The organism is Streptomyces sp. NPDC006512 (assembly GCF_040611935.1).
Lineage (GTDB): Bacteria > Actinomycetota > Actinomycetes > Streptomycetales > Streptomycetaceae > Streptomyces.
Window position 1 is genome coordinate 36,780 of record NZ_JBEXPG010000049.1, and the last position, 16,471, is coordinate 53,250.

General features: G+C 73.4%; 20 protein-coding genes. 7 read left to right on the forward strand and 13 right to left on the reverse strand.

From position 1 onward, the window contains the following. The first annotated feature begins 59 nt into the window (after window positions 1-59). Together ABZZ17_RS28840 and ABZZ17_RS28845 are read left to right on the forward strand one after the other, a co-directional pair. On the forward strand, window positions 60-575 hold the full coding sequence (locus ABZZ17_RS28840) for an HAD domain-containing protein (protein WP_356880135.1): 516 nt from the start codon (window positions 60-62) through the stop codon (window positions 573-575). 233 nt (window positions 576-808) lie between these two features. Beyond that, window positions 809-1,228, forward strand: a complete 420-nt coding sequence (locus ABZZ17_RS28845; RefSeq protein WP_356880137.1) for a hypothetical protein — start codon at window positions 809-811, stop codon at window positions 1,226-1,228. A 66-nt stretch (window positions 1,229-1,294) separates the two neighbouring features. On the opposite strand, the gene argH is transcribed toward ABZZ17_RS28845, so the two are convergent. Further along, window positions 1,295-2,722, reverse strand: a complete 1,428-nt coding sequence (argH, locus tag ABZZ17_RS28850) for an argininosuccinate lyase (protein ID WP_356880139.1) — start codon at window positions 2,720-2,722, stop codon at window positions 1,295-1,297. A 317-nt stretch (window positions 2,723-3,039) separates the two neighbouring features. On the opposite strand from argH, the gene ABZZ17_RS28855 reads away from it, so the two are divergent. After that, entirely contained in the window at window positions 3,040-3,708 is a 669-nt protein-coding gene (locus tag ABZZ17_RS28855) for a L,D-transpeptidase family protein (protein ID WP_356880189.1), read from the forward strand. Window positions 3,709-3,727: 19 nt separating this feature from the next. Here ABZZ17_RS28855 and ABZZ17_RS28860 read toward each other — a convergent pair whose 3' ends face one another. The 9 genes from ABZZ17_RS28860 to ABZZ17_RS28900 form a co-directional block, all read right to left on the reverse strand. Beyond that, window positions 3,728-4,264 carry an arginine repressor gene (locus ABZZ17_RS28860; protein ID WP_356880141.1) on the reverse strand — a complete coding sequence of 179 codons (537 nt, stop codon included), beginning with the start codon at window positions 4,262-4,264 and terminating at the stop codon, window positions 3,728-3,730. Window positions 4,265-4,271: 7 nt separating this feature from the next. Beyond that, window positions 4,272-5,483 (reverse strand): acetylornithine transaminase, encoded by a 1,212-nt coding sequence (locus ABZZ17_RS28865; protein WP_356880143.1) that lies wholly within the window; start codon window positions 5,481-5,483, stop codon window positions 4,272-4,274. Continuing rightward, window positions 5,480-6,412, reverse strand: coding sequence for an acetylglutamate kinase (gene argB, locus ABZZ17_RS28870; RefSeq protein ID WP_356880145.1), 933 nt, complete (start codon window positions 6,410-6,412; stop codon window positions 5,480-5,482). Before argB ends, ABZZ17_RS28865 begins: the two co-directional genes overlap by 4 nt. Beyond that, on the reverse strand, window positions 6,409-7,581 hold the full coding sequence (gene argJ / locus ABZZ17_RS28875; protein WP_356880147.1) for a bifunctional glutamate N-acetyltransferase/amino-acid acetyltransferase ArgJ: 1,173 nt from the start codon (window positions 7,579-7,581) through the stop codon (window positions 6,409-6,411). Before argJ ends, argB begins: the two co-directional genes overlap by 4 nt. Then, window positions 7,578-7,700: a hypothetical protein gene (locus ABZZ17_RS28880; RefSeq protein ID WP_356880149.1), complete on the reverse strand. Its 123-nt coding sequence runs from the start codon at window positions 7,698-7,700 to the stop codon at window positions 7,578-7,580. The genes argJ and ABZZ17_RS28880 overlap by 4 nt, the downstream gene beginning before the upstream one ends. Next, entirely contained in the window at window positions 7,697-8,725 is a 1,029-nt protein-coding gene (argC, locus tag ABZZ17_RS28885; RefSeq protein WP_356880151.1) for an N-acetyl-gamma-glutamyl-phosphate reductase, read from the reverse strand. Before argC ends, ABZZ17_RS28880 begins: the two co-directional genes overlap by 4 nt. Before the next feature lie 67 nt (window positions 8,726-8,792). Next, window positions 8,793-9,605 (reverse strand): MBL fold metallo-hydrolase, encoded by an 813-nt coding sequence (locus tag ABZZ17_RS28890; protein WP_356880153.1) that lies wholly within the window; start codon window positions 9,603-9,605, stop codon window positions 8,793-8,795. A 142-nt stretch (window positions 9,606-9,747) separates the two neighbouring features. Then, window positions 9,748-10,560: an SGNH/GDSL hydrolase family protein gene (locus tag ABZZ17_RS28895; protein WP_356880155.1), complete on the reverse strand. Its 813-nt coding sequence runs from the start codon at window positions 10,558-10,560 to the stop codon at window positions 9,748-9,750. Next, complete coding sequence (locus ABZZ17_RS28900) at window positions 10,547-11,125, reverse strand: PadR family transcriptional regulator (protein ID WP_356880157.1); 579 nt, start codon at window positions 11,123-11,125, stop codon at window positions 10,547-10,549. Before ABZZ17_RS28900 ends, ABZZ17_RS28895 begins: the two co-directional genes overlap by 14 nt. A gap of 89 nt (window positions 11,126-11,214) precedes the next feature. Here ABZZ17_RS28900 and ABZZ17_RS28905 point away from each other — a divergent pair, with 89 nt between their 5' ends. Then, entirely contained in the window at window positions 11,215-11,649 is a 435-nt protein-coding gene (locus tag ABZZ17_RS28905) for a nuclear transport factor 2 family protein (RefSeq protein ID WP_356880159.1), read from the forward strand. 90 nt (window positions 11,650-11,739) lie between these two features. Here the strand turns inward: ABZZ17_RS28905 and ABZZ17_RS28910 are convergent, their stop codons facing one another. Continuing rightward, the gene (locus ABZZ17_RS28910; protein ID WP_356880161.1) at window positions 11,740-12,195 is read right to left on the reverse strand and encodes a hypothetical protein; all 456 of its coding nucleotides are present in this window, start codon (window positions 12,193-12,195) and stop codon (window positions 11,740-11,742) included. 185 nt (window positions 12,196-12,380) lie between these two features. Here ABZZ17_RS28910 and ABZZ17_RS28915 point away from each other — a divergent pair, with 185 nt between their 5' ends. Further along, window positions 12,381-12,947, forward strand: coding sequence for a chitin binding peritrophin-A domain-containing protein (locus ABZZ17_RS28915; RefSeq protein ID WP_356880163.1), 567 nt, complete (start codon window positions 12,381-12,383; stop codon window positions 12,945-12,947). Here the strand turns inward: ABZZ17_RS28915 and ABZZ17_RS28920 are convergent. Together ABZZ17_RS28920 and ABZZ17_RS28925 are read right to left on the reverse strand one after the other, a co-directional pair. Continuing rightward, window positions 12,905-13,717 (reverse strand): N-acetyltransferase, encoded by an 813-nt coding sequence (locus ABZZ17_RS28920; RefSeq protein ID WP_356880165.1) that lies wholly within the window; start codon window positions 13,715-13,717, stop codon window positions 12,905-12,907. The genes ABZZ17_RS28915 and ABZZ17_RS28920 overlap by 43 nt on opposite strands. Before the next feature lie 52 nt (window positions 13,718-13,769). Then, window positions 13,770-15,212, reverse strand: coding sequence for a PLP-dependent aminotransferase family protein (locus tag ABZZ17_RS28925; protein WP_356880167.1), 1,443 nt, complete (start codon window positions 15,210-15,212; stop codon window positions 13,770-13,772). Here ABZZ17_RS28925 and ABZZ17_RS28930 point away from each other — a divergent pair. Together ABZZ17_RS28930 and ABZZ17_RS28935 are read left to right on the forward strand one after the other, a co-directional pair. Further along, the gene (locus ABZZ17_RS28930; protein ID WP_356880169.1) at window positions 15,211-16,206 is read left to right on the forward strand and encodes a DMT family transporter; all 996 of its coding nucleotides are present in this window, start codon (window positions 15,211-15,213) and stop codon (window positions 16,204-16,206) included. The genes ABZZ17_RS28925 and ABZZ17_RS28930 overlap by 2 nt on opposite strands. A gap of 61 nt (window positions 16,207-16,267) precedes the next feature. Then, window positions 16,268-16,468, forward strand: coding sequence for a DUF1918 domain-containing protein (locus tag ABZZ17_RS28935; RefSeq protein WP_356880170.1), 201 nt, complete (start codon window positions 16,268-16,270; stop codon window positions 16,466-16,468). The last annotated feature ends 3 nt before the right edge of the window (window positions 16,469-16,471 follow it).

Consider the following 16,471-nt stretch of genomic DNA (forward strand, 5'->3'; position numbering starts at 1 on the left):
TGTCTCATTCATAGGAAAAACGGGCTGCCGTACGGGCAGCCGGAAGGGAACCTGAGCCGATGAGGCCACTCCTGCTGATCGACGTCGACGGACCGCTGAACCCCTACGCCGCCAAGGCGCAACGCCGCCCCGAGGGCTACGCCACCCACCGGATGCGGCCCACGGGCTGGCGGGCGGCCGAGAGCGCGAAGCCGCTGCGGGTCTGGCTGAATCCCGCGCACGGCGCGGAGCTGCTCGCGCTGGCGGACGCGTACGAGCTGGTCTGGGCGACGACCTGGAAGGACGAGGCCAACGACTGGATAGGCCCGCACCTGGGACTGCCCCGGCTGCCGTTCATCGACTGGCCGCAGATGCACGGCCGGGCGCCGCGCGGCACCTTCTGGAAGACCCAGTACGTCCTGGAGTACGCGGGCGGGCGGCCCTTCGCCTGGATCGACGACGACATCACGGCCATGGACCGCGAGTACGCCGACCTCCACCACCCGGGCCACGCGCTGCTGCTGCGGATCGACGAGCGGATCGGCCTGACCAGGGCGGACTTCGACGACCTGGCCACCTGGGCGGACGCACTGTGATTCGATGACCACTACCCGTGTTCGCCGCGTGTCATGCCGGGACGTCAACGGGCCGGGCCGAAGAGTCCCCCGTCGAACGAACGCTCCCCCGGCGGGCCGCTGTGATCATTTGGAGTGACCGCGCCCGCGAGACCTTCCCCGGCCGGTCGCGGAACTGGGAGTCTCCTCTCCAGTGAGCCCTTACCCGGGGCGGGTTCACCTGCATCGATTCCGTCTTCGGCAGGGAGAGAACCATGAACGGATCAAGGAAGCTGGCCCTCGGCGCCACGGTGACGGCACTCGCGATCGGAGGCGCCCTCGCGGTGTCCTCCGCGTCGGCCGAGCCGCAGCAGGCACAGCGGGCCGCCGCGACCACCACCGCCTGGGCCAAGATCGCCGCGAACGGACAGTTCCTCGGCGGACAGGGCATCGGCGGGATCAACAAGTTCGGCATCGGGCGCTACAACGTCACCGTTCCCTCCGGCCTCAACGGGTGCGCCCTCCTGGGCACCGTCAACACCAACGGCGGGAACGACCCCGGGCCGGGCAGTTCGTCCATCCTGGTCGGCCAGGTGAACTCCAACACCCTCTTCATCCGCACGGCGACGCCGTCGGCCGGCGGCACTGCCGCCGTGGACAGCGACCGGCCGTTCTCGATCACGGTCATCTGCTGATCCCCGGTCATGCCGGAGGGGCGGTGGGAACCGGCCGGTTCCCACCGCCCCTGCGGGCACGGGGTGCTACTGCTTGTGGATCGCCCACGCGTGCTGGATGACCAGGTCGGCCTTCAGCTCGGTGAGCTGGACCGCGACGGCCGACGGGGCCGTGCCGCCCCGGCCGTTGCGGGAGGCCAGCGCGCCCTTGACGTTCAGGACGGTGCGGACCTCGGGGGTCAGGTGCTCCGAGATCTTCGCGAACTGGTCGTCGGTGAGCTGGTCGAGCTCGATGCCCTCGGCCTCGCAGACCTTGACGCACTCGCCGGCCACCTCGTGCGCCACCCGGAACGGCACGCCCTGCTTGACCAGCCACTCCGCGATGTCCGTGGCGAGGGAGAAGCCCGCCGGAGCCAGCTCCTCCATCCGCTCCCGGTTGACCGTGAGGGTCGCCATCATGCCGGTGAAGGCGGGGAGCAGGACTTCCAGGGTGTCGCAGGAGTCGAAGACCGGCTCCTTGTCCTCCTGGAGGTCGCGGTTGTAGGCGAGGGGCAGCGCCTTCAGCGTGGCCAGCAGGCCGGTCAGGTTGCCGATGAGGCGGCCCGACTTGCCGCGCGCCAGCTCCGCGATGTCCGGGTTCTTCTTCTGCGGCATGATCGACGAGCCGGTGGAGAAGGCGTCGTGCAGGGTGACGAAGGAGAACTCCTTCGTGTTCCAGAGGATGATCTCCTCCGCGATCCGGGAGAGGTTGATCCCGATCATCGCGGTCACGAAGGCGAACTCGGCGACGAAGTCGCGGGAGGCCGTACCGTCGATCGAGTTGCCGACCGAACCCCGCTCGAAGCCCAGGTCGGCGGCGACCTGCTCCGGGTCCAGCCCCAGCGAGGAACCGGCCAGCGCGCCCGAGCCGTACGGGGAGACCGCGGTGCGGGTGTCCCACTGCCGCAGCCGCTCCGCGTCCCGGGACAGGGACTGCACGTGGGCCAGTACGTGGTGGGCGAAGAGCACCGGCTGCGCGTGCTGGAGGTGGGTCCGGCCGGGCATCGCCACGTCCGCGTGGGCCTCGGCGAGGCCGATCAGCGCGTCCTGGAGGTCGGCGATCAGGCCGCCGACGATCCGTGCGTGGTCGCGCAGGTACATCCGGAAGAGGGTGGCCACCTGGTCGTTGCGGGACCGGCCCGCGCGCAGTTTGCCACCGAGGTCGGCGCCGAGCCGCTCCAGCAGGCCCCGCTCCAGGGCGGTGTGCACGTCCTCGTCGGCGATGGTGCCGGTGAACGAGCCGTCGGCGACGTCGGCCTCCAGCTGGTCCAGGCCGGCGGTCATGCGGTCGAGTTCCTCGGCCGTGAGCAGTCCGGCCTTGTGCAGGACGCGTGCGTGGGCACGGGAGCCGGCGATGTCGTACGGCGCCAGGCGCCAGTCGAAGTGGACCGACGCGGAAAGCTTCGCGAGGGCCTCGGACGGGCCGTCGGCGAACCGGCCGCCCCAGAGCCGGACGTCACCGTTGTTGCTGCTCACAGCTACTGCTCCTCATGAGGGTGGTGGTACGACGGCCTCCCCGTCGCGGAGGTAACGGGGAGGCCGTCTCGTACTGCGTGGTGCGGACGGCCTGGTTCAGGCGGGGTCGCGCGGCGTGCCGACGGCACGTTGGGCACGATCCATTCAACGACAGGCATAACTATGCACTACTCCGTATGTTTCGTCAATCGAGCGCATGCGGGAAGGGCGGCCGGAAGAAGGCCGGACCGGGTGTCGACGGCCTGCCTGCGCGGCCCGCGCCCCTCGCGCCCCGTACCGTCGGACGCGTGCTGCGTACCGCTCTCGTCACCGGCTCGCTGATCGTCGCCGCCCTGCTCCCGCAGGGCCCCTGGAACCAGGACCCGCTGCCCGCCCGCCTCGCCGACACCGGCGGCGGGAGCCAGCTGATCACCGCCGTCGCGCCCGACGCGGGATCCACCACGGGCGTGCTGACCTGGTGGGACCGGCGCGCGGGCCGCTGGTACGAGGCCGGCAGCGCGCCCGCGCGGTTCGGCGCGAACGGACTGACCGAGGGCGAGACCCGGACGCAGGGCACGAGCACCACTCCGACGGGCCTGTACGCGCTCCCGTACGCCTTCGGCATCGCGCACGCGCCGGCCGGGACGTCCTACCGGTACCGGCGGGTGACGGACCGTTCGTGGTGGTGCCAGGACAATGCCTCGGCCGACTACAACCGGTGGGTCGAGCCGCTGCCCGCCGACTGCGCGCCGGGCGAGGCGGAGCACCTGGTGACGTACGCGCGCCAGTACGCCCACGCCCTGGTCGTCGCCTTCAACTACGAGCGGCCGGTGCGCGGCCGGGGCGCGGGCATCTTCCTGCACGTGAACGGCAAGGGCGCCACCGCCGGCTGCGTGTCCGTACCGGAATCCGCCATGCGCAGGCTCCTGCGCTGGGCCGACCCCCGCCGCGGCCCGCACCTCGCGATCGGCACCCGCTCCGGCCCGTTGGCGGTGACGAGGTACTGAAGGCGGCGGGCTCCGGGGCTCAGCCTTCCTTCTGGGCCAGGCGCAGGAGGTGGTCGGCGAGGGCCTGGCCGCCGGCCGGGTCGCGGCTGATCAGCATTAGGGTGTCGTCGCCGGCGATGGTGCCGAGGATCGCCTGGAGTTCGGCCTGGTCGATCGCGGAGGCGAGGAACTGGGCCGCTCCGGGCGGGGTGCGCAGGACCACGAGGTTCGCGGAGGCCTCCGCCGAGATCAGCAGTTCCCCGGAGAGGCGCCGCATGCGCTCCTCCTTCGCGGACTCGCCGAGCGGGGCCTGCGGGGTGCGGAAGCCGCCCTCGCTGGGGACCGCGTAGATCAGCTCGCCGCCGGTGTTGCGGATCTTCACCGCGCCGAGCTCGTCGAGGTCGCGGGAGAGCGTCGCCTGGGTGACGCTCAGCCCGTCGTCGGCGAGCAGCTTGGCCAGCTGGCTCTGGGAGCGGACCGGCTGCCGGTTGAGGATGTCCACGATCCGGCGGTGGCGTGCGGTGCGGGTCTGCGGGACGGACTGGCCGTTCTGCTCGTGTTCCTGCGCCTGGCTCATCGTCGTCTCATTCTCCGGATCGTCCCGCTGTGTCGAGGATGCCGGGCAGTGCCCCGAGGAACGCGTCCACCTCGGCCTCCGTGATGACGAACGGCGGCATCAGCCGTACGACGTCGGGGGCGGGCGCGTTGACCAGGAATCCGGCTTCCTGAGCCGCCAGCTGCACCTTCGGCGCGAGCGGCTCCGTCAGCACGATACCCAGCAGGAGGCCGGAGCCGCGGACGTGGGAGACCAGCGGGTGGCCCTGGCCGCCCTGGAGGCCCTCGATTCCGGAGCGCAGCCGCTCGCCGCGTGCCTTGACCTGGTCGAGGAGTCCGTCGGCGGCGATGGTGTCGATCACGGCGAGGCCGGCGGCGCAGGCGACCGGGTTGCCGCCGAAGGTGGTGCCGTGCTGGCCGGGCTGGAGGAGGCCGGCGGCCTCGCCGAAGGCGACGACGGCGCCGATCGGCAGGCCGCCGCCGAGGCCCTTGGCGAGCGTGACGAGGTCGGGCGTGACGCCCTCGTGGGCCTGGTGCTCGAACCACTGGCCGCAGCGGCCGATGCCGGTCTGGACCTCGTCGAGGGCGAGGAGCGTGCCGGTGGCGCGGGTGATCTCGCGGGCGGCCGTCAGGTAGCCGGCGGGCGGGACGACGACGCCGTTCTCGCCCTGGACCGGCTCGATGAGGACGAGCGCGGTCTCCTCGGTGACGGCGGCCCGCAGGGCCTCCACGTCGCCGTAGGGGACGTGGGTGACGTCACCGGGCAGCGGCAGGAAGGGGCCCTGCTTGCCCGGCTGGCCGGTCAGCGCGAGGGCGCCCATGGTCCGGCCGTGGAAGCCGCCGGTGGTGGCGACCATGTGGGTCCGGCCGGTGAGCCGGCCGATCTTGAACACGCCTTCGACGGCCTCGGCGCCGGAGTTGCAGAAGAAGACCCGGCCTTCGCGGCCGAAGAGCTGGAGCAGCCGCTCGCCGAGGGCGAGGACCGGCTCGGAGGCGTAGAGGTTGGAGACGTGGCCGAGGGTGGAGACCTGTGCGGTCACCGCCGCGACGACCGCCGGGTGGGCGTGCCCGAGGGCGTTCACCGCGATCCCGCCGACGTAGTCGGTGTACTGCTTGCCGTCCGCGTCCCACACCTGGGCGCCCTCGCCGCGTACGAGGGCGAGCGCGGGGGTGCCGTAGTTGTTGGTCAGGGCGTTCTGCCAGCGGGCGCCGTAGCCCTCGTTGCCCGTTGCCGTCGTCATTCCGTTCCCCCTTGCTGTCCGTCGTGCCGTCCGTCGGGCACGACCATCGTGCCGATTCCCTCGTCGGTGAAGATCTCCAGCAGGATCGAGTGCTGGACCCGCCCGTCGATCACGCGGGCGGTGCCGACGCCGCCGCGGACGGCGTGCAGGCAGCCCTCCATCTTGGGCACCATGCCGCTCGACAGCTCGGGCAGCAGCTTCTCCAGCTCGCTGACGGTGAGCCGGCTGATGACCTCGTCGCTGTTCGGCCAGTCCGCGTAGAGGCCCTCGACGTCGGTGAGGACCATGAGGATCTCCGCGCCGAGTGCGGCGGCGAGCGCCGCGGCCGCGGTGTCGGCGTTCACGTTGTACACGTGGTGGTCGTCGGCGCTGCGGGCGATGGAGGAGATGACCGGGATCCGGCCGTCGGCGAGCAGCGCCTCGATCGCGCCGGTGTCGATGGCGGTGATCTCGCCGACCCGGCCGATGTCGACGAGTTCGCCGTCGATCTCCGGGCTGTGCCGGGTGGCGGTGATGGTGTGGGCGTCCTCGCCGGTCATGCCGACGGCGAGCGGCCCGTGCTGGTTGAGCAACCCGACCAGCTCGCGCTGGACCTGGCCGGCCAGGACCATCCGTACGACGTCCATGGCTTCGGGCGTCGTGACGCGCAGGCCCGCCTTGAACTCGCTGACCAGGCCCTGCTTGTCGAGCTGGGCGTTGATCTGGGGGCCTCCGCCGTGCACGACGACGGGCCGCAGGCCGGCCTGCCGCAGGAAGACCACGTCCTGGGCGAACGCCGCCTTGAGGTCCTCGTCGATCATGGCGTTGCCGCCGAACTTGATCACGACGATCTTGCCGTTGTGGCGGGTGAGCCAGGGCAGGGCCTCGATGAGGATCTCCGCCTTGGGGAGGGCCGTGTGCTTGCGGGCACTTCCGACGGCGCCGCTCATGAGGAGTACGCGCTGTTCTCGTGGACGTACTCGGCCGTCAGGTCGTTGGCCCAGATGACGGCCGATTCGGTGCCGGTGGACAGGTCGGCGGTGATGTGGACCTCCCGGTCCTTCATCGAGACCAGGTCGCGGTCCTCGCCGACCGAGCCGTTCCGGCAGACCCACACGCCGTTGATGGCCACGTTCAGCCGGTCCGGGTCGAAGGCCGCCTTGGTGGTGCCGATCGCGGAGAGCACCCGGCCCCAGTTGGGGTCCTCGCCGTGGATGGCGCACTTGAGCAGGTTGTTGCGGGCGATGGACCGGCCGACCTCGACCGCGTCGTCCTCGGTGGCCGCGCCGACGACCTCGATGCGGATGTCCTTGCTCGCGCCCTCGGCGTCGCCGATCAGCTGGCGGGCGAGGTCGTCGCAGACGGTCCGTACGGCCTCGGCGAACTCGGCGTGCGCGGGCACGCGGCCGGAGGCGCCGGAGGCGAGCAGCAGCACCGTGTCGTTGGTGGACATGCAGCCGTCGGAGTCGATCCGGTCGAAGGTGGTGCGGGTCGCGTCGCGCAGCGCCCGGTCGAGGGCGGCGCCGTCCAGGTCGGCGTCGGTGGTGAGCACGACGAGCATGGTGGCCAGGCCCGGGGCGAGCATGCCCGCGCCCTTGGCCATGCCGCCGACGGTCCAGCCGTCCTGGGTGACGGTGGCCGTCTTGTGCACGGTGTCGGTGGTCTTGATGGCGATGGCGGCGGCCTCGCCGCCGTCGGCGCCGAGGGCCGCCGCGGCCTTCTCGATGCCGGGCAGCAGCTTGTCCATGGGGAGCAGTACGCCGATCAGGCCGGTCGAGGCGACCGCGATCTCACCGGCGTTGAACTCCGTGCCGAGGCCCTGTGCGTTGAGGACCTCGGCGGTCTTCTCGGCGGTGGTGTGGGTGTCCTGGAAGCCCTTGGGGCCGGTGCAGGCGTTGGCGCCACCGGAGTTGAGGATGACGGCGCCGACGGCGCCGCCCCGCAGGACCTGCTCGGACCAGTGCACGGGCGCGGCCTTGACGCGGTTGGAGGTGAAGACGCCCGCGGCGGCCAGTCGCGGCCCGTGGTTGACCACGAGGGCCAGGTCGGGGTTGCCGTTCGCCTTGATCCCGGCGGCGATGCCCGCCGCCGTGAATCCCTGTGCTGCCGTGACGCTCACTGCATCTCCTCGTTCGGTCCGCCGCCGGGGCGGCTGGTGTCGCTGTCGGCGGTGCCCGCCCGGCCCGGGCGGGCGGGCGGCGTCGTCCGTGGTCCGGTGGCCGCGCGTGCGGGGCTCACGGAGCGACTCCGACGGCGGAAAGGCCCAGGGCCTCGGGCAGGCCGAGGGCGATGTTCATGCTCTGCACCGCGCCGCCGGCGGTGCCCTTGGTCAGGTTGTCGATCGCGCTGATGGCGATGACGCGCCGGGCGGAGGCGTCGTAGGCGACCTGGATGTGAACGGCGTTCGAAGCGGTGACGGACTTGGTTGTCGGCCAGGTGCCCTCGGGGAGCAGGTGGACGAAGGGCTCGTCGGCGAACGCCTTCTCGTAGGCGGCGCGCAGGGAGTCGGCGGTGGTGCCGGGCCGGGCCTTGGCCGAGCAGGTGGCGAGGATCCCGCGGGGCATGGGCACGAGGTGCGGCGTGAAGGAGACGCTGACGCGCTCTCCGGCGAGCGGGGAGAGGTTCTGCACCATCTCGGGCGTGTGCCGGTGGACGCCGCCGACTCCGTAGGGGGTCGCGGTGCCCATCACCTCGGAGCCGAGCAGGTGCGGCTTGAGCGCCTTGCCCGCGCCGGAGGTGCCGGTGGACGCGACGACGACGGCTTCCGGTTCGGCGAGCCCGGCCTGGTAGGCGGGGAACAGCGCGAGCGAGACGGCCGTGGGGAAGCAGCCGGGCACGGCGATGCGCCTGGTGCCCTCCAGGGCGGCCCGGGCGCCGGGGAGTTCGGGCAGGCCGTAGGGCCAGGTCCCGGCGTGCGGGGCCCCGTAGAAGGCGTCCCAGTCGGCGGAGTCCTTCAGCCGGTGGTCGGCTCCCATGTCGACGACGAGGACCTCGTCGCCGAGGCGGGCGGCGACGGCGGCGGACTGGCCGTGCGGCAGGGCGAGGAACACGACGTCGTGGCCGGCGAGGACCTCGGGCGTGGTCGCCTCCAGTATCCGGTCGGCGAGCGGTACGAGGTGCGGCTGGAGCAGGCCGAGCGGCTGTCCGGCGTTGGAGTTGCCGGTCAGCGCGCCGATCTCCACCTCGGGGTGCGCGAGGAGGAGGCGCAGGACCTCACCGCCCGCGTACCCGCTCGCTCCTGCCACCGCTACACGTACCACCATCGGATCCTCCTCATCGATGGCATGACTATACGTATCTACGCAGGTTTATGCAAAGCTTTGATCTCCTTCAGGCGGCCTGCCGACCGGGTTCGAACCCGGCGAGCATCTGCTCCAGTGCGCGCTGGTCGGGGCCGGTGAAGGGGTCGGCCTGGGGAGCGGCGCTCACCGTGTCGAGCAGCCGGGCGGTGATCCCGGTGGCGGGCGGAAGGTGGGTCGAGAGTATGGCCTGCGGGTCCATCTCGCGCAGGGGCTGTACCGAGGCGAGATACTTCCTCCGGTCCACCTCGTGCACCCACGGGCTGTCCACCGCCGCCCACAGCAGCTGCCCGGCCCGGAGCTCGGCCGGGTCGACCGCACCGGCGTCGCCGCCCGCGGCGAGGTCCGCGTCCGGTAGGGGCGCGCCGAAACAGTCGGAGCTGAAGCAGGCGCGGGAGCGGTCGTCGTAGAAGCCCACGGTCGCGGGGTTGTCGAACAGGGGCGGCCGGAAGCCGGTCAGGGAGCGGTCGCCGACGTCCAGGGTCTGGCCGGGGTTGAGCAGGAAGACGCGGTCCATGGGCAGCGGCCGCTCGGTGGACATGATCCCGGCGCCGAGGTAAGTGGTGACGACCCGGGCCCGCGGGGCCGCCTCCAGCAGGGCGAACAGTCCGCCGGTGTGGTCCCGGTCGGGGTGGGTCAGCCAGATCCACCGCACGTCGGCCGGGTCGATGACGGAGCCCAGGTCCGCCAGGAAGTCCCGGTCGGGCAGGCTCAGGCCGGTGTCCACGACGACCGGCTCCGTCGCGTGCAGTACGAAGGTGTTGACCGGCAGGAATCCGATGCCGGGGACTTCGATGGCGTCCCCCAGGACGGTGACGTCCCGGCCGATCCGCTGGTGCGTCATGGCGCAGCGCTCCCTTGCCCCCTGGGCGAGTAGCGCTCGCGGCCGCGCGGGAGGGGCAGGGCGGCTCGCCTGCCCTCCCCCTCCATCCTCCTCGCGACGGACCGCGCGCGCACCCGAGACGGGGGCGCGGCCGTGGAGCGCCCTACGAGGGCCCGGGCGCGGCCTCCAGGGCTCCGGTCGCGGGGCCCGCCGGCAGCAGTACGGGGCGCTTCGCGCCGCGCCCGTCGCCGGAGGAGCGGCCGCGCAGGCGGCGGCCCAGCCAGGGCCCGAGGAAACCGGCCGCCCAGGCCAGCTCGGCGGCGACGGCCCGGGCGGGCGAGGGGGCCGGGAGCGGGGGCAGGGGGTGTGTCCAGCTGTCGTCGCTGCCCGGTACGCCGACGGCTTCGGCCAGGGCGGCGGCGATCCGCGCGTGGCCCAGCGGGCTGGCGTGGAGCCGGTCGGCGGTCCACAGGCGCGGGTCGGCGCCGACGGCGTGCACGCCGGTTTCGGCGACCAGGACTCCGTGCCGGGCGGCGGCCTCGCGGATGCGGTCGTTGAGTTCGTGGAGGCGGGGCCGCAGCGGGCGGGCCGCGGGAGCTATCTTGCCGATGTCGGGGAAGGTCACGGTGGCCACCGTCGCCCCGGCCGCGGTGAGCGCGGCGAACATCTCCTCCAGCCGTCCCGCCACCTCCGCCGCGTCGAACCCTGGGCGGAGCAGGTCGTTCACCCCGGCGACGACGGTGGCCAGGTCGGGGCGCAGCGCGAGCGCCGGTTCCAGCTGTTCGGCGCGGACCTGTCCGGCCAGGCGGCCCCGGACGGCCAGGTTGGCGTAGAGCAGGCCGGGGTTCACGGCCGCCAAGTGCTCCGCGAGCCGGTCGGCGAAGCCCCGCAGGCCCGCCGCGTCGGTCCCGTCGCCGACCCCCTCGGTCTGGCTGTCGCCCAGCGCGACGTAGCGCAGGTACTCACCCTTCGGCATGTCCGTCCCCCTCTTCTCCTCTGTGCCGCAGGACGGTCGCCGCCCGCAGGCACCAGTCACGGTGTCCCTCTTCGAAGGCCACGCCGCGCAGGCAGGTCAGGTAGCCCCCGATCCGCTCCCCCCGGCGCAGGAACTCCTCCTCGTCCAGGTCCCCGCGCATGTTCCGCAGCAGCCTGCCGAGGAATTCGAGCTTGCGGTCGGCGGCCGCCGCCCGCTCTTCGAGCTGCGCGATCACGGCGGCGGACCCGATGCGGTCGGCGGCCTGGACCTTGACGAGGAGGTCGTCGCGGATGACGGAGGGCTTCGACTCGGCCACGGCGAAGGCCTCCAGCTCGGCGCGGCCGCTGTCGGTGACCCGGAACAGGCGCTTGTTGGGCCGGGATTCCTGGACCACCTCCCGGCCCGCCACCAGTCCGGCCTTCTCCAGCTTGGCGAGTTCGGCGTACACCTGCTGGGGCGAGGCGTGCCAAAAGTTCGCGACTCCGACGCCGAAGTCCTTCGCCAGCTCGTAGCCGCTGAACTCGTCGTCCAGCAGGGCCGCGAGTACCGCGTGCCGCAAGGCCATCGAGGCTCAGCCCCTTCCCTTTTCCGGTCCGTACGCCGCATGATACTCAAGAAAGTGATTAGTCATATTCATGAGTACGAGGAGGGGTCATGGAGACTGCCGAACGCTTCCGCGCCGCCGTGGAGAAGCAGGACCTGGGCGCGCTGGACGACCTGTTCGCCGAGGACGTCCGCCTCTACAGTCCGGTCAAGTTCAAGCCCTTCGAGGGCAAGCCCGAGGTCATGGGGCTCTTCGGGGTCCTGCTGCGCACCTTCGGGGAACTGCGCTACCTCGGGCGGCTCGACGGCGCGGCCGAGACCACCGCGGACGGGCAGGAGGCCCCCTCGGTGGTCCTGCCCTTCCGGGCGCTGGTGGGCGGCAGGCAGATCCACGGGATCGATCTCCTCCAGTTCGACGAGGAGGGCCGGATCAAGGAGTTCACGGTCATGGTCCGCCCCCAGTCGGCCGTGCACGCGCTGGGTCAGGCGGTCCTGGCCGGCCTGGTCGAGGACGGCCTCGTACCGGCTCCCGGCACCGGGGGCTGACCCGGTACGCCGCCCTCCGCCCGGGGGGCTCCGCCCCGCGCAGGCCGGACCCCGGCCGGCCGGGGTGACGCCCCCCGGAGCGGCGCGGCCTCAGGGCGCGCGCCACCAGAAGCCGGGGACGGTCACGATCGCCGCGACCAGCAGGGCTCCGGCCCCGGCGAGGACGGCCGCGGCGACGGGCCGGCGGCGCGGGTCGGCGAGGGCGGCCAGCCACAGCAGCGGGGCCGAGAGGAAGAAGACGTACATGCCGCCGAGGGAGCCGAGCACCGACCAGGGCAGCAGCACGGCCCCGGCGACGGCGGCGGCCCGCACGAAGGACGTGCGGCGGCGGCCCAGGAACAGCGGCAGCGCGACGACGGCGACGGTCACCGCGCAGGCCACGCGGTAGCCGGGCCCGTCGAAGAAGGCGTCGGAGCCGAGCGCGGGCGGTACGGGGGCCAGTACCGCGCACACGGCGAGCGCGTACTGCCACGGGTGGGCCCACTCGCGGGCGCCGCGGCCGTGTCCGGCGTGCGCTCCCCCGCCCGTCACCGCTCCGGCCGCCATGACCGCCCCCCTCACGTCCTGCCGCGCACCCGTACCCGCCGGTGCCCGTGAACACGTTGAATTGAACGCGTTCAAGCTACCGGACGTTCGTACGGGCGAGCTACCCGGGGCGCCGTTGTGCCCACCGGGCGGCCGTGCATATAGTCACTACGCATCCAGTCTGTTACTCAGGGTTACAGGGGGCAATGGTGTCACGCATCCACCGGGGACTCGCCGCGGCGGCCGCAGGAGCGCTCCTCGCACTGGGGCTGGCCGCCGCGCCCGCCACCGCCGCCACGAGCGCCGCGTGCGGGGCCGACGGAAGGCTCCCGAGGCCCCAGGACCACCGGTTCTACGTGCAGTGCACCGCCGGTGTCGCCACCGTGCACCCCTGCCCCGCCGGCCAGGTCTTCGCCGCCGTCCCGCAGGTCTGCGACTCCCCCGACCGGGTCCGGCCCGCCGCGGCCACGGCGGCGGCCGCCGGGCCGGCGAAGCTGAACGGCCTGCTGTTCGGCGTGAAGAACCTGAACGCCACCGTCCGGATCGCCGACGCCCCCGCCGGGCTGGACGGCGTACCGGTCACCTTCACGACCGTCGGCGGCAGGCCGCTGTGCACCGCCGTCACCGACCAGTTCGGGGCGGCCCGCTGCGACAGCCCGGCCCGGCTCACGATCCCGCTGGACGAGATCCTGCGCGGCTACCGGGCGAGCTACGCCGGCATCGGCGGCATCTACCTCGCCTCCTCGGCCACCGCCCCGGTCTCGCTGCTCTGAGGCGCCCGCGCCGGCCCGGCCGGGCCGAGGGCGTGCCGCACCCACACGTTCGGCTCCACGTAGACCGCGTAGCCGCGCTCCGGTTCGCAGTGGACCGGGGCCAGTGCGCCGGGCACGTACACCGGGCCGGCCTCGTCGAAGGGCAGTCCGGTCCACTCCCGCCACTCGGCGAGCGTGCCGTTGACGGTCATGGACAGCGGGGCCACCGAGTCGATCACGGCTCCCGCGCGGACGTGGACCCGTAGCCACGGGTCGTACGGCAGGCCGTCCTCGCGGGTCCGGTACGCGTACTCCGCCATCGGACTGTCGGGCTCGGCGGGCTTCCCGCTCGGCCGGACCGGGGCCACGAGCTCCGCGAACCCGCCCGCGCGGGCGCCCTCGCGCATCGCGGCCAGCATCCGGCCGGAGAGGCCCTCGCCCTGGCGGCCCTTGGCGACGCTGATCTCCAGGGCGCTGACCGTGTCGGGCCGCACGCCCCGGCGCTGGTCGGAGAAGGCCCACATGAGGACCCGGTCCCAGCCCTGCGCGGGCAGCGCCCCGTCACGGCCCGGCGCGTGCAGGGCGAAGGGCAGGCTGAACGCGCGGGCCACCACCTCGTCGCCGTCGGTGGCGATCCAGACGTACTCGGGGAACTCCGCGACCATGCGCGGGTAGAGCAGCCAGGCCAGGGAGTCGTGTCCGGAGAACTCCGGCCAGGAGTCCTCCATGTCGTAGATGCGGGGCGCCAGTTCCGGGCGCCGGGCGAGCGGGGTGATCTGTATGCCGGTCATGTGCGCAGGCTAGGAGGGGTGCGGGACCGCCTCAACAGGGTTTTCGCCGGGGTCAGCCGTCCCGGTCGAGGCCGGCCCTCAACCGCTGGACGGCCTCGACCAGTTCGCCGGGTCCGGGCACCCCGGCGAAACTGAGCCGGACGTACGGGGCCGGCGGCTCCGCGCAGAAGTAGGGGCGGCCCGGGGCGACGGCGACTCCGGCGCGCAGGGCCGTCGCCGCGAACGCGGAGTCGTCCCCGCCACCCCCGGGCCGCACCCACAACTGGTATCCCCCGGCGGGCAGATGGGGCAGTTCGACGGCGGGCAGCTCCCGGCGCAGGGCCCCGGCCAGTACGTCCCGGCGGTGGCGCAGCTCGGTGGCGACGGCCCTCAGGTGGCGGGGCCAGGCGGGCGCGCCGACGAGTTCGAGGGCGGCCTCCTGGAGCGGGCGGGAGACGAAGAAGCTGTCCACGACCTGGATGGCCCGCAGCCGGTCCAGGACGGGGCCGCGGGCGGCCAGCGCGCCCACCCGCAGACTGGCCGAGGTGATCTTCGTCAGGGAGCGGACGTGGACCACGACCCCGTCGGCGTCCTCGGCCGCGAGGGCGGCGGGCAGCGGGCCGCAGTCCTCGTGGGCCAGGGACCGGGCGTAGTCGTCCTCCACCACGAAGGCCCCGGCGGCCCGTGCGATCCGCAGCACCTCGGGCCGCCGCGCGGCGGAGAGCACGGCGCCGGTCGGGTTCTGGAACAGCGGCTGGCACACGAAGACCCGCGCGCCCGTCGCTTCGAACGCGGCCGCCAGCAGCTCCGGCCGGACCCCTTCGGCGTCCACCGGGACCGGTACGGGCCGGCAGCCCGAGGAACGGGCGATGGCGAGCAGTCCGGGGTAGGTGGGCGACTCGACCAGTACCGGGCTCCCGGGCGGGGCAAGCGCCCGCAGGGCGGTGGTCAGGGCGCTCTGCCCGCCCGCGGTGACGAGCACGTCGGCGGCCCCCACGGACCCGGAGGCCCCGCCGATCTCCCGGGCGAACCAGTCCCGCAGCTCGGGCAGCCCCTCCACAGGCGGGCGCCCCCACGCCCCGGGCCGGCGTCCGGCCCGGGCCAGGGCCGCCGCCATGGCCCGTTCGGGCTGGAGCGAGGGGTGCAGGTAGCCGCCGTTGAGCTCGATGACCCCGGGCGGCGGCGCGGCGAGCGAGATCAGCACCCCGGAGGCGTCCACGGAGCGCGGCACCACCTCCCCGGCACCCTCGGCGCTGAGGGCGACCTCCTGCCAGGAGGTGTCGGCCGGTGCGGGGTCCGCCGTACGGGGCCGGGCGCGGAAGGCGCCGGAGCCGGGCCGGGTGACGACCAGCCCTTCGGAGGCGAGCTGGGCGAGGGCCCGGCTGACGGTGACGGGACTGACCCGGTAGCGCTCCACCAGGGCCCGGCTCGACGGCAGCTTTCCACCCACTGGATAGCGGTTGACCTCGGAACGCAAGGATTCCGCGAGTTCCGCCACACTGCTACGCTCGTACATGACAGCACAGAATAGCGCTACTCGCCCCCTCTCGATAGCGGTCCGGCCTGCGTCCGGTCCGACGGCCCCGGCGGCCGGTGCGGGGAGCGGCGCGGACCACGGTGGGAGCGGCGCGGACCACGGCGGGAGCCCCGCCGCCGGCAACCGTTCGGGAACGCTGCTCGCCCTGCTCGGAGTCGTCGCCTTCTCGCTGACCTTCCCCGCCACCGCCTGGGGCCTGGAGAGCTTCGGCCCCTGGTCGCTCGTCGCCCTGCGCAGCGTCCTGGCCGCCGCCGTCGCCGGGGTCTTCCTGCTGGCCGGCCGGGTCCGGCCGCCGGCCCGCGAGCACTGGGCGGGGCTGGCCGTCGTGGCGGGCGGGGTGGTGGTCGGCTTCCCGCTGCTGACCACCCTGGCGCTGCGGTCCTCCACCACCTCGCACGCGGCCGTCGTGGTCGGCCTGCTGCCGCTCACCACCGCCGCACTGTCGGCCCTGCGGACCGGGGCCCGTCCGTCGCGGCGGTTCTGGGCCGCGGCCGTCACCGGGGCCGCGATCGTCCTGGGCTTCACCCTCGCGCAGAGCGGCGGCAGCCCCTCCGCCGGTGACGCCTACCTGTTCGGGGCGCTGCTGGTGTGCGCCGCCGGGTACACCGAGGGCGGCCGGCTCGCGCGGACACTGCCGGGCTGGCAGGTGATCGGCTGGGCCCTGGTGCTGTGCCTGCCGCTCAGCCTGGCCGGTTCCGCGCTCGGTCTCGCGTACGAGCCGGTGCACCTCACCGGCCACGGCCTGGCCGGACTGCTCTGGGCGGCGGCCGGGTCCACCTTCCTCGGGCTGTACGTCTGGTACCGGGGCATGGCCGCCATCGGGGCCCCGCGCGCCAGCCAGCTCCAGCTCGCCCAGCCCCTGCTGACCCTGTTCTGGTCGGTGGTCCTGCTGGGCGAGGAACTGTCCCCGGCCACCCCGCTGGCCGCGTGTGCGGTACTGGTCTGCATCACCGCGACCCAGCGGGTCAAATAGCCGCGAACCGCCCTAAACTGCTAACACCGGATCGGATCGGACCGCCATCGAGGAGGTCACTATGCGCGCTACCGAGGGCGACCAGCTCGTGCAGCACGGCAGGGTGGTCGGACAGAACGACAAGGTGGGCGAGATCACCCAGGTCCTGGGGGAGAACGGAACCCCGCCCTACCGGGTCCGCTTCCAGGACGGGCACGAAGCGCTCATGGCTCCCGGACCCGACTGCGTGGTCCGGCACCCGGTCGACCCCGCCGCTGGCTGACGG

Coding starts and splice junctions, on each gene's coding strand:
- argB (WP_356880145.1), bottom strand. CDS start 6,412: ATGAGCGGCGCCGTCGGAAGTGCCCGCAAGCACACGGCCCTCCCCAAG.
- ABZZ17_RS28930 (WP_356880169.1), top strand. CDS start 15,211: ATGACAGCACAGAATAGCGCTACTCGCCCCCTCTCGATAGCGGTCCGG.
- ABZZ17_RS28910 (WP_356880161.1), bottom strand. CDS start 12,195: ATGGCGGCCGGAGCGGTGACGGGCGGGGGAGCGCACGCCGGACACGGC.
- ABZZ17_RS28905 (WP_356880159.1), top strand. CDS start 11,215: ATGGAGACTGCCGAACGCTTCCGCGCCGCCGTGGAGAAGCAGGACCTG.
- ABZZ17_RS28900 (WP_356880157.1), bottom strand. CDS start 11,125: ATGGCCTTGCGGCACGCGGTACTCGCGGCCCTGCTGGACGACGAGTTC.
- ABZZ17_RS28935 (WP_356880170.1), top strand. CDS start 16,268: ATGCGCGCTACCGAGGGCGACCAGCTCGTGCAGCACGGCAGGGTGGTC.
- ABZZ17_RS28845 (WP_356880137.1), top strand. CDS start 809: ATGAACGGATCAAGGAAGCTGGCCCTCGGCGCCACGGTGACGGCACTC.
- ABZZ17_RS28895 (WP_356880155.1), bottom strand. CDS start 10,560: ATGCCGAAGGGTGAGTACCTGCGCTACGTCGCGCTGGGCGACAGCCAG.
- ABZZ17_RS28915 (WP_356880163.1), top strand. CDS start 12,381: ATGGTGTCACGCATCCACCGGGGACTCGCCGCGGCGGCCGCAGGAGCG.
- ABZZ17_RS28890 (WP_356880153.1), bottom strand. CDS start 9,605: ATGACGCACCAGCGGATCGGCCGGGACGTCACCGTCCTGGGGGACGCC.
- ABZZ17_RS28860 (WP_356880141.1), bottom strand. CDS start 4,264: ATGAGCCAGGCGCAGGAACACGAGCAGAACGGCCAGTCCGTCCCGCAG.
- ABZZ17_RS28865 (WP_356880143.1), bottom strand. CDS start 5,483: ATGACGACGGCAACGGGCAACGAGGGCTACGGCGCCCGCTGGCAGAAC.
- ABZZ17_RS28840 (WP_356880135.1), top strand. CDS start 60: ATGAGGCCACTCCTGCTGATCGACGTCGACGGACCGCTGAACCCCTAC.
- ABZZ17_RS28920 (WP_356880165.1), bottom strand. CDS start 13,717: ATGACCGGCATACAGATCACCCCGCTCGCCCGGCGCCCGGAACTGGCG.
- argC (WP_356880151.1), bottom strand. CDS start 8,725: ATGGTGGTACGTGTAGCGGTGGCAGGAGCGAGCGGGTACGCGGGCGGT.
- ABZZ17_RS28925 (WP_356880167.1), bottom strand. CDS start 15,212: ATGTACGAGCGTAGCAGTGTGGCGGAACTCGCGGAATCCTTGCGTTCC.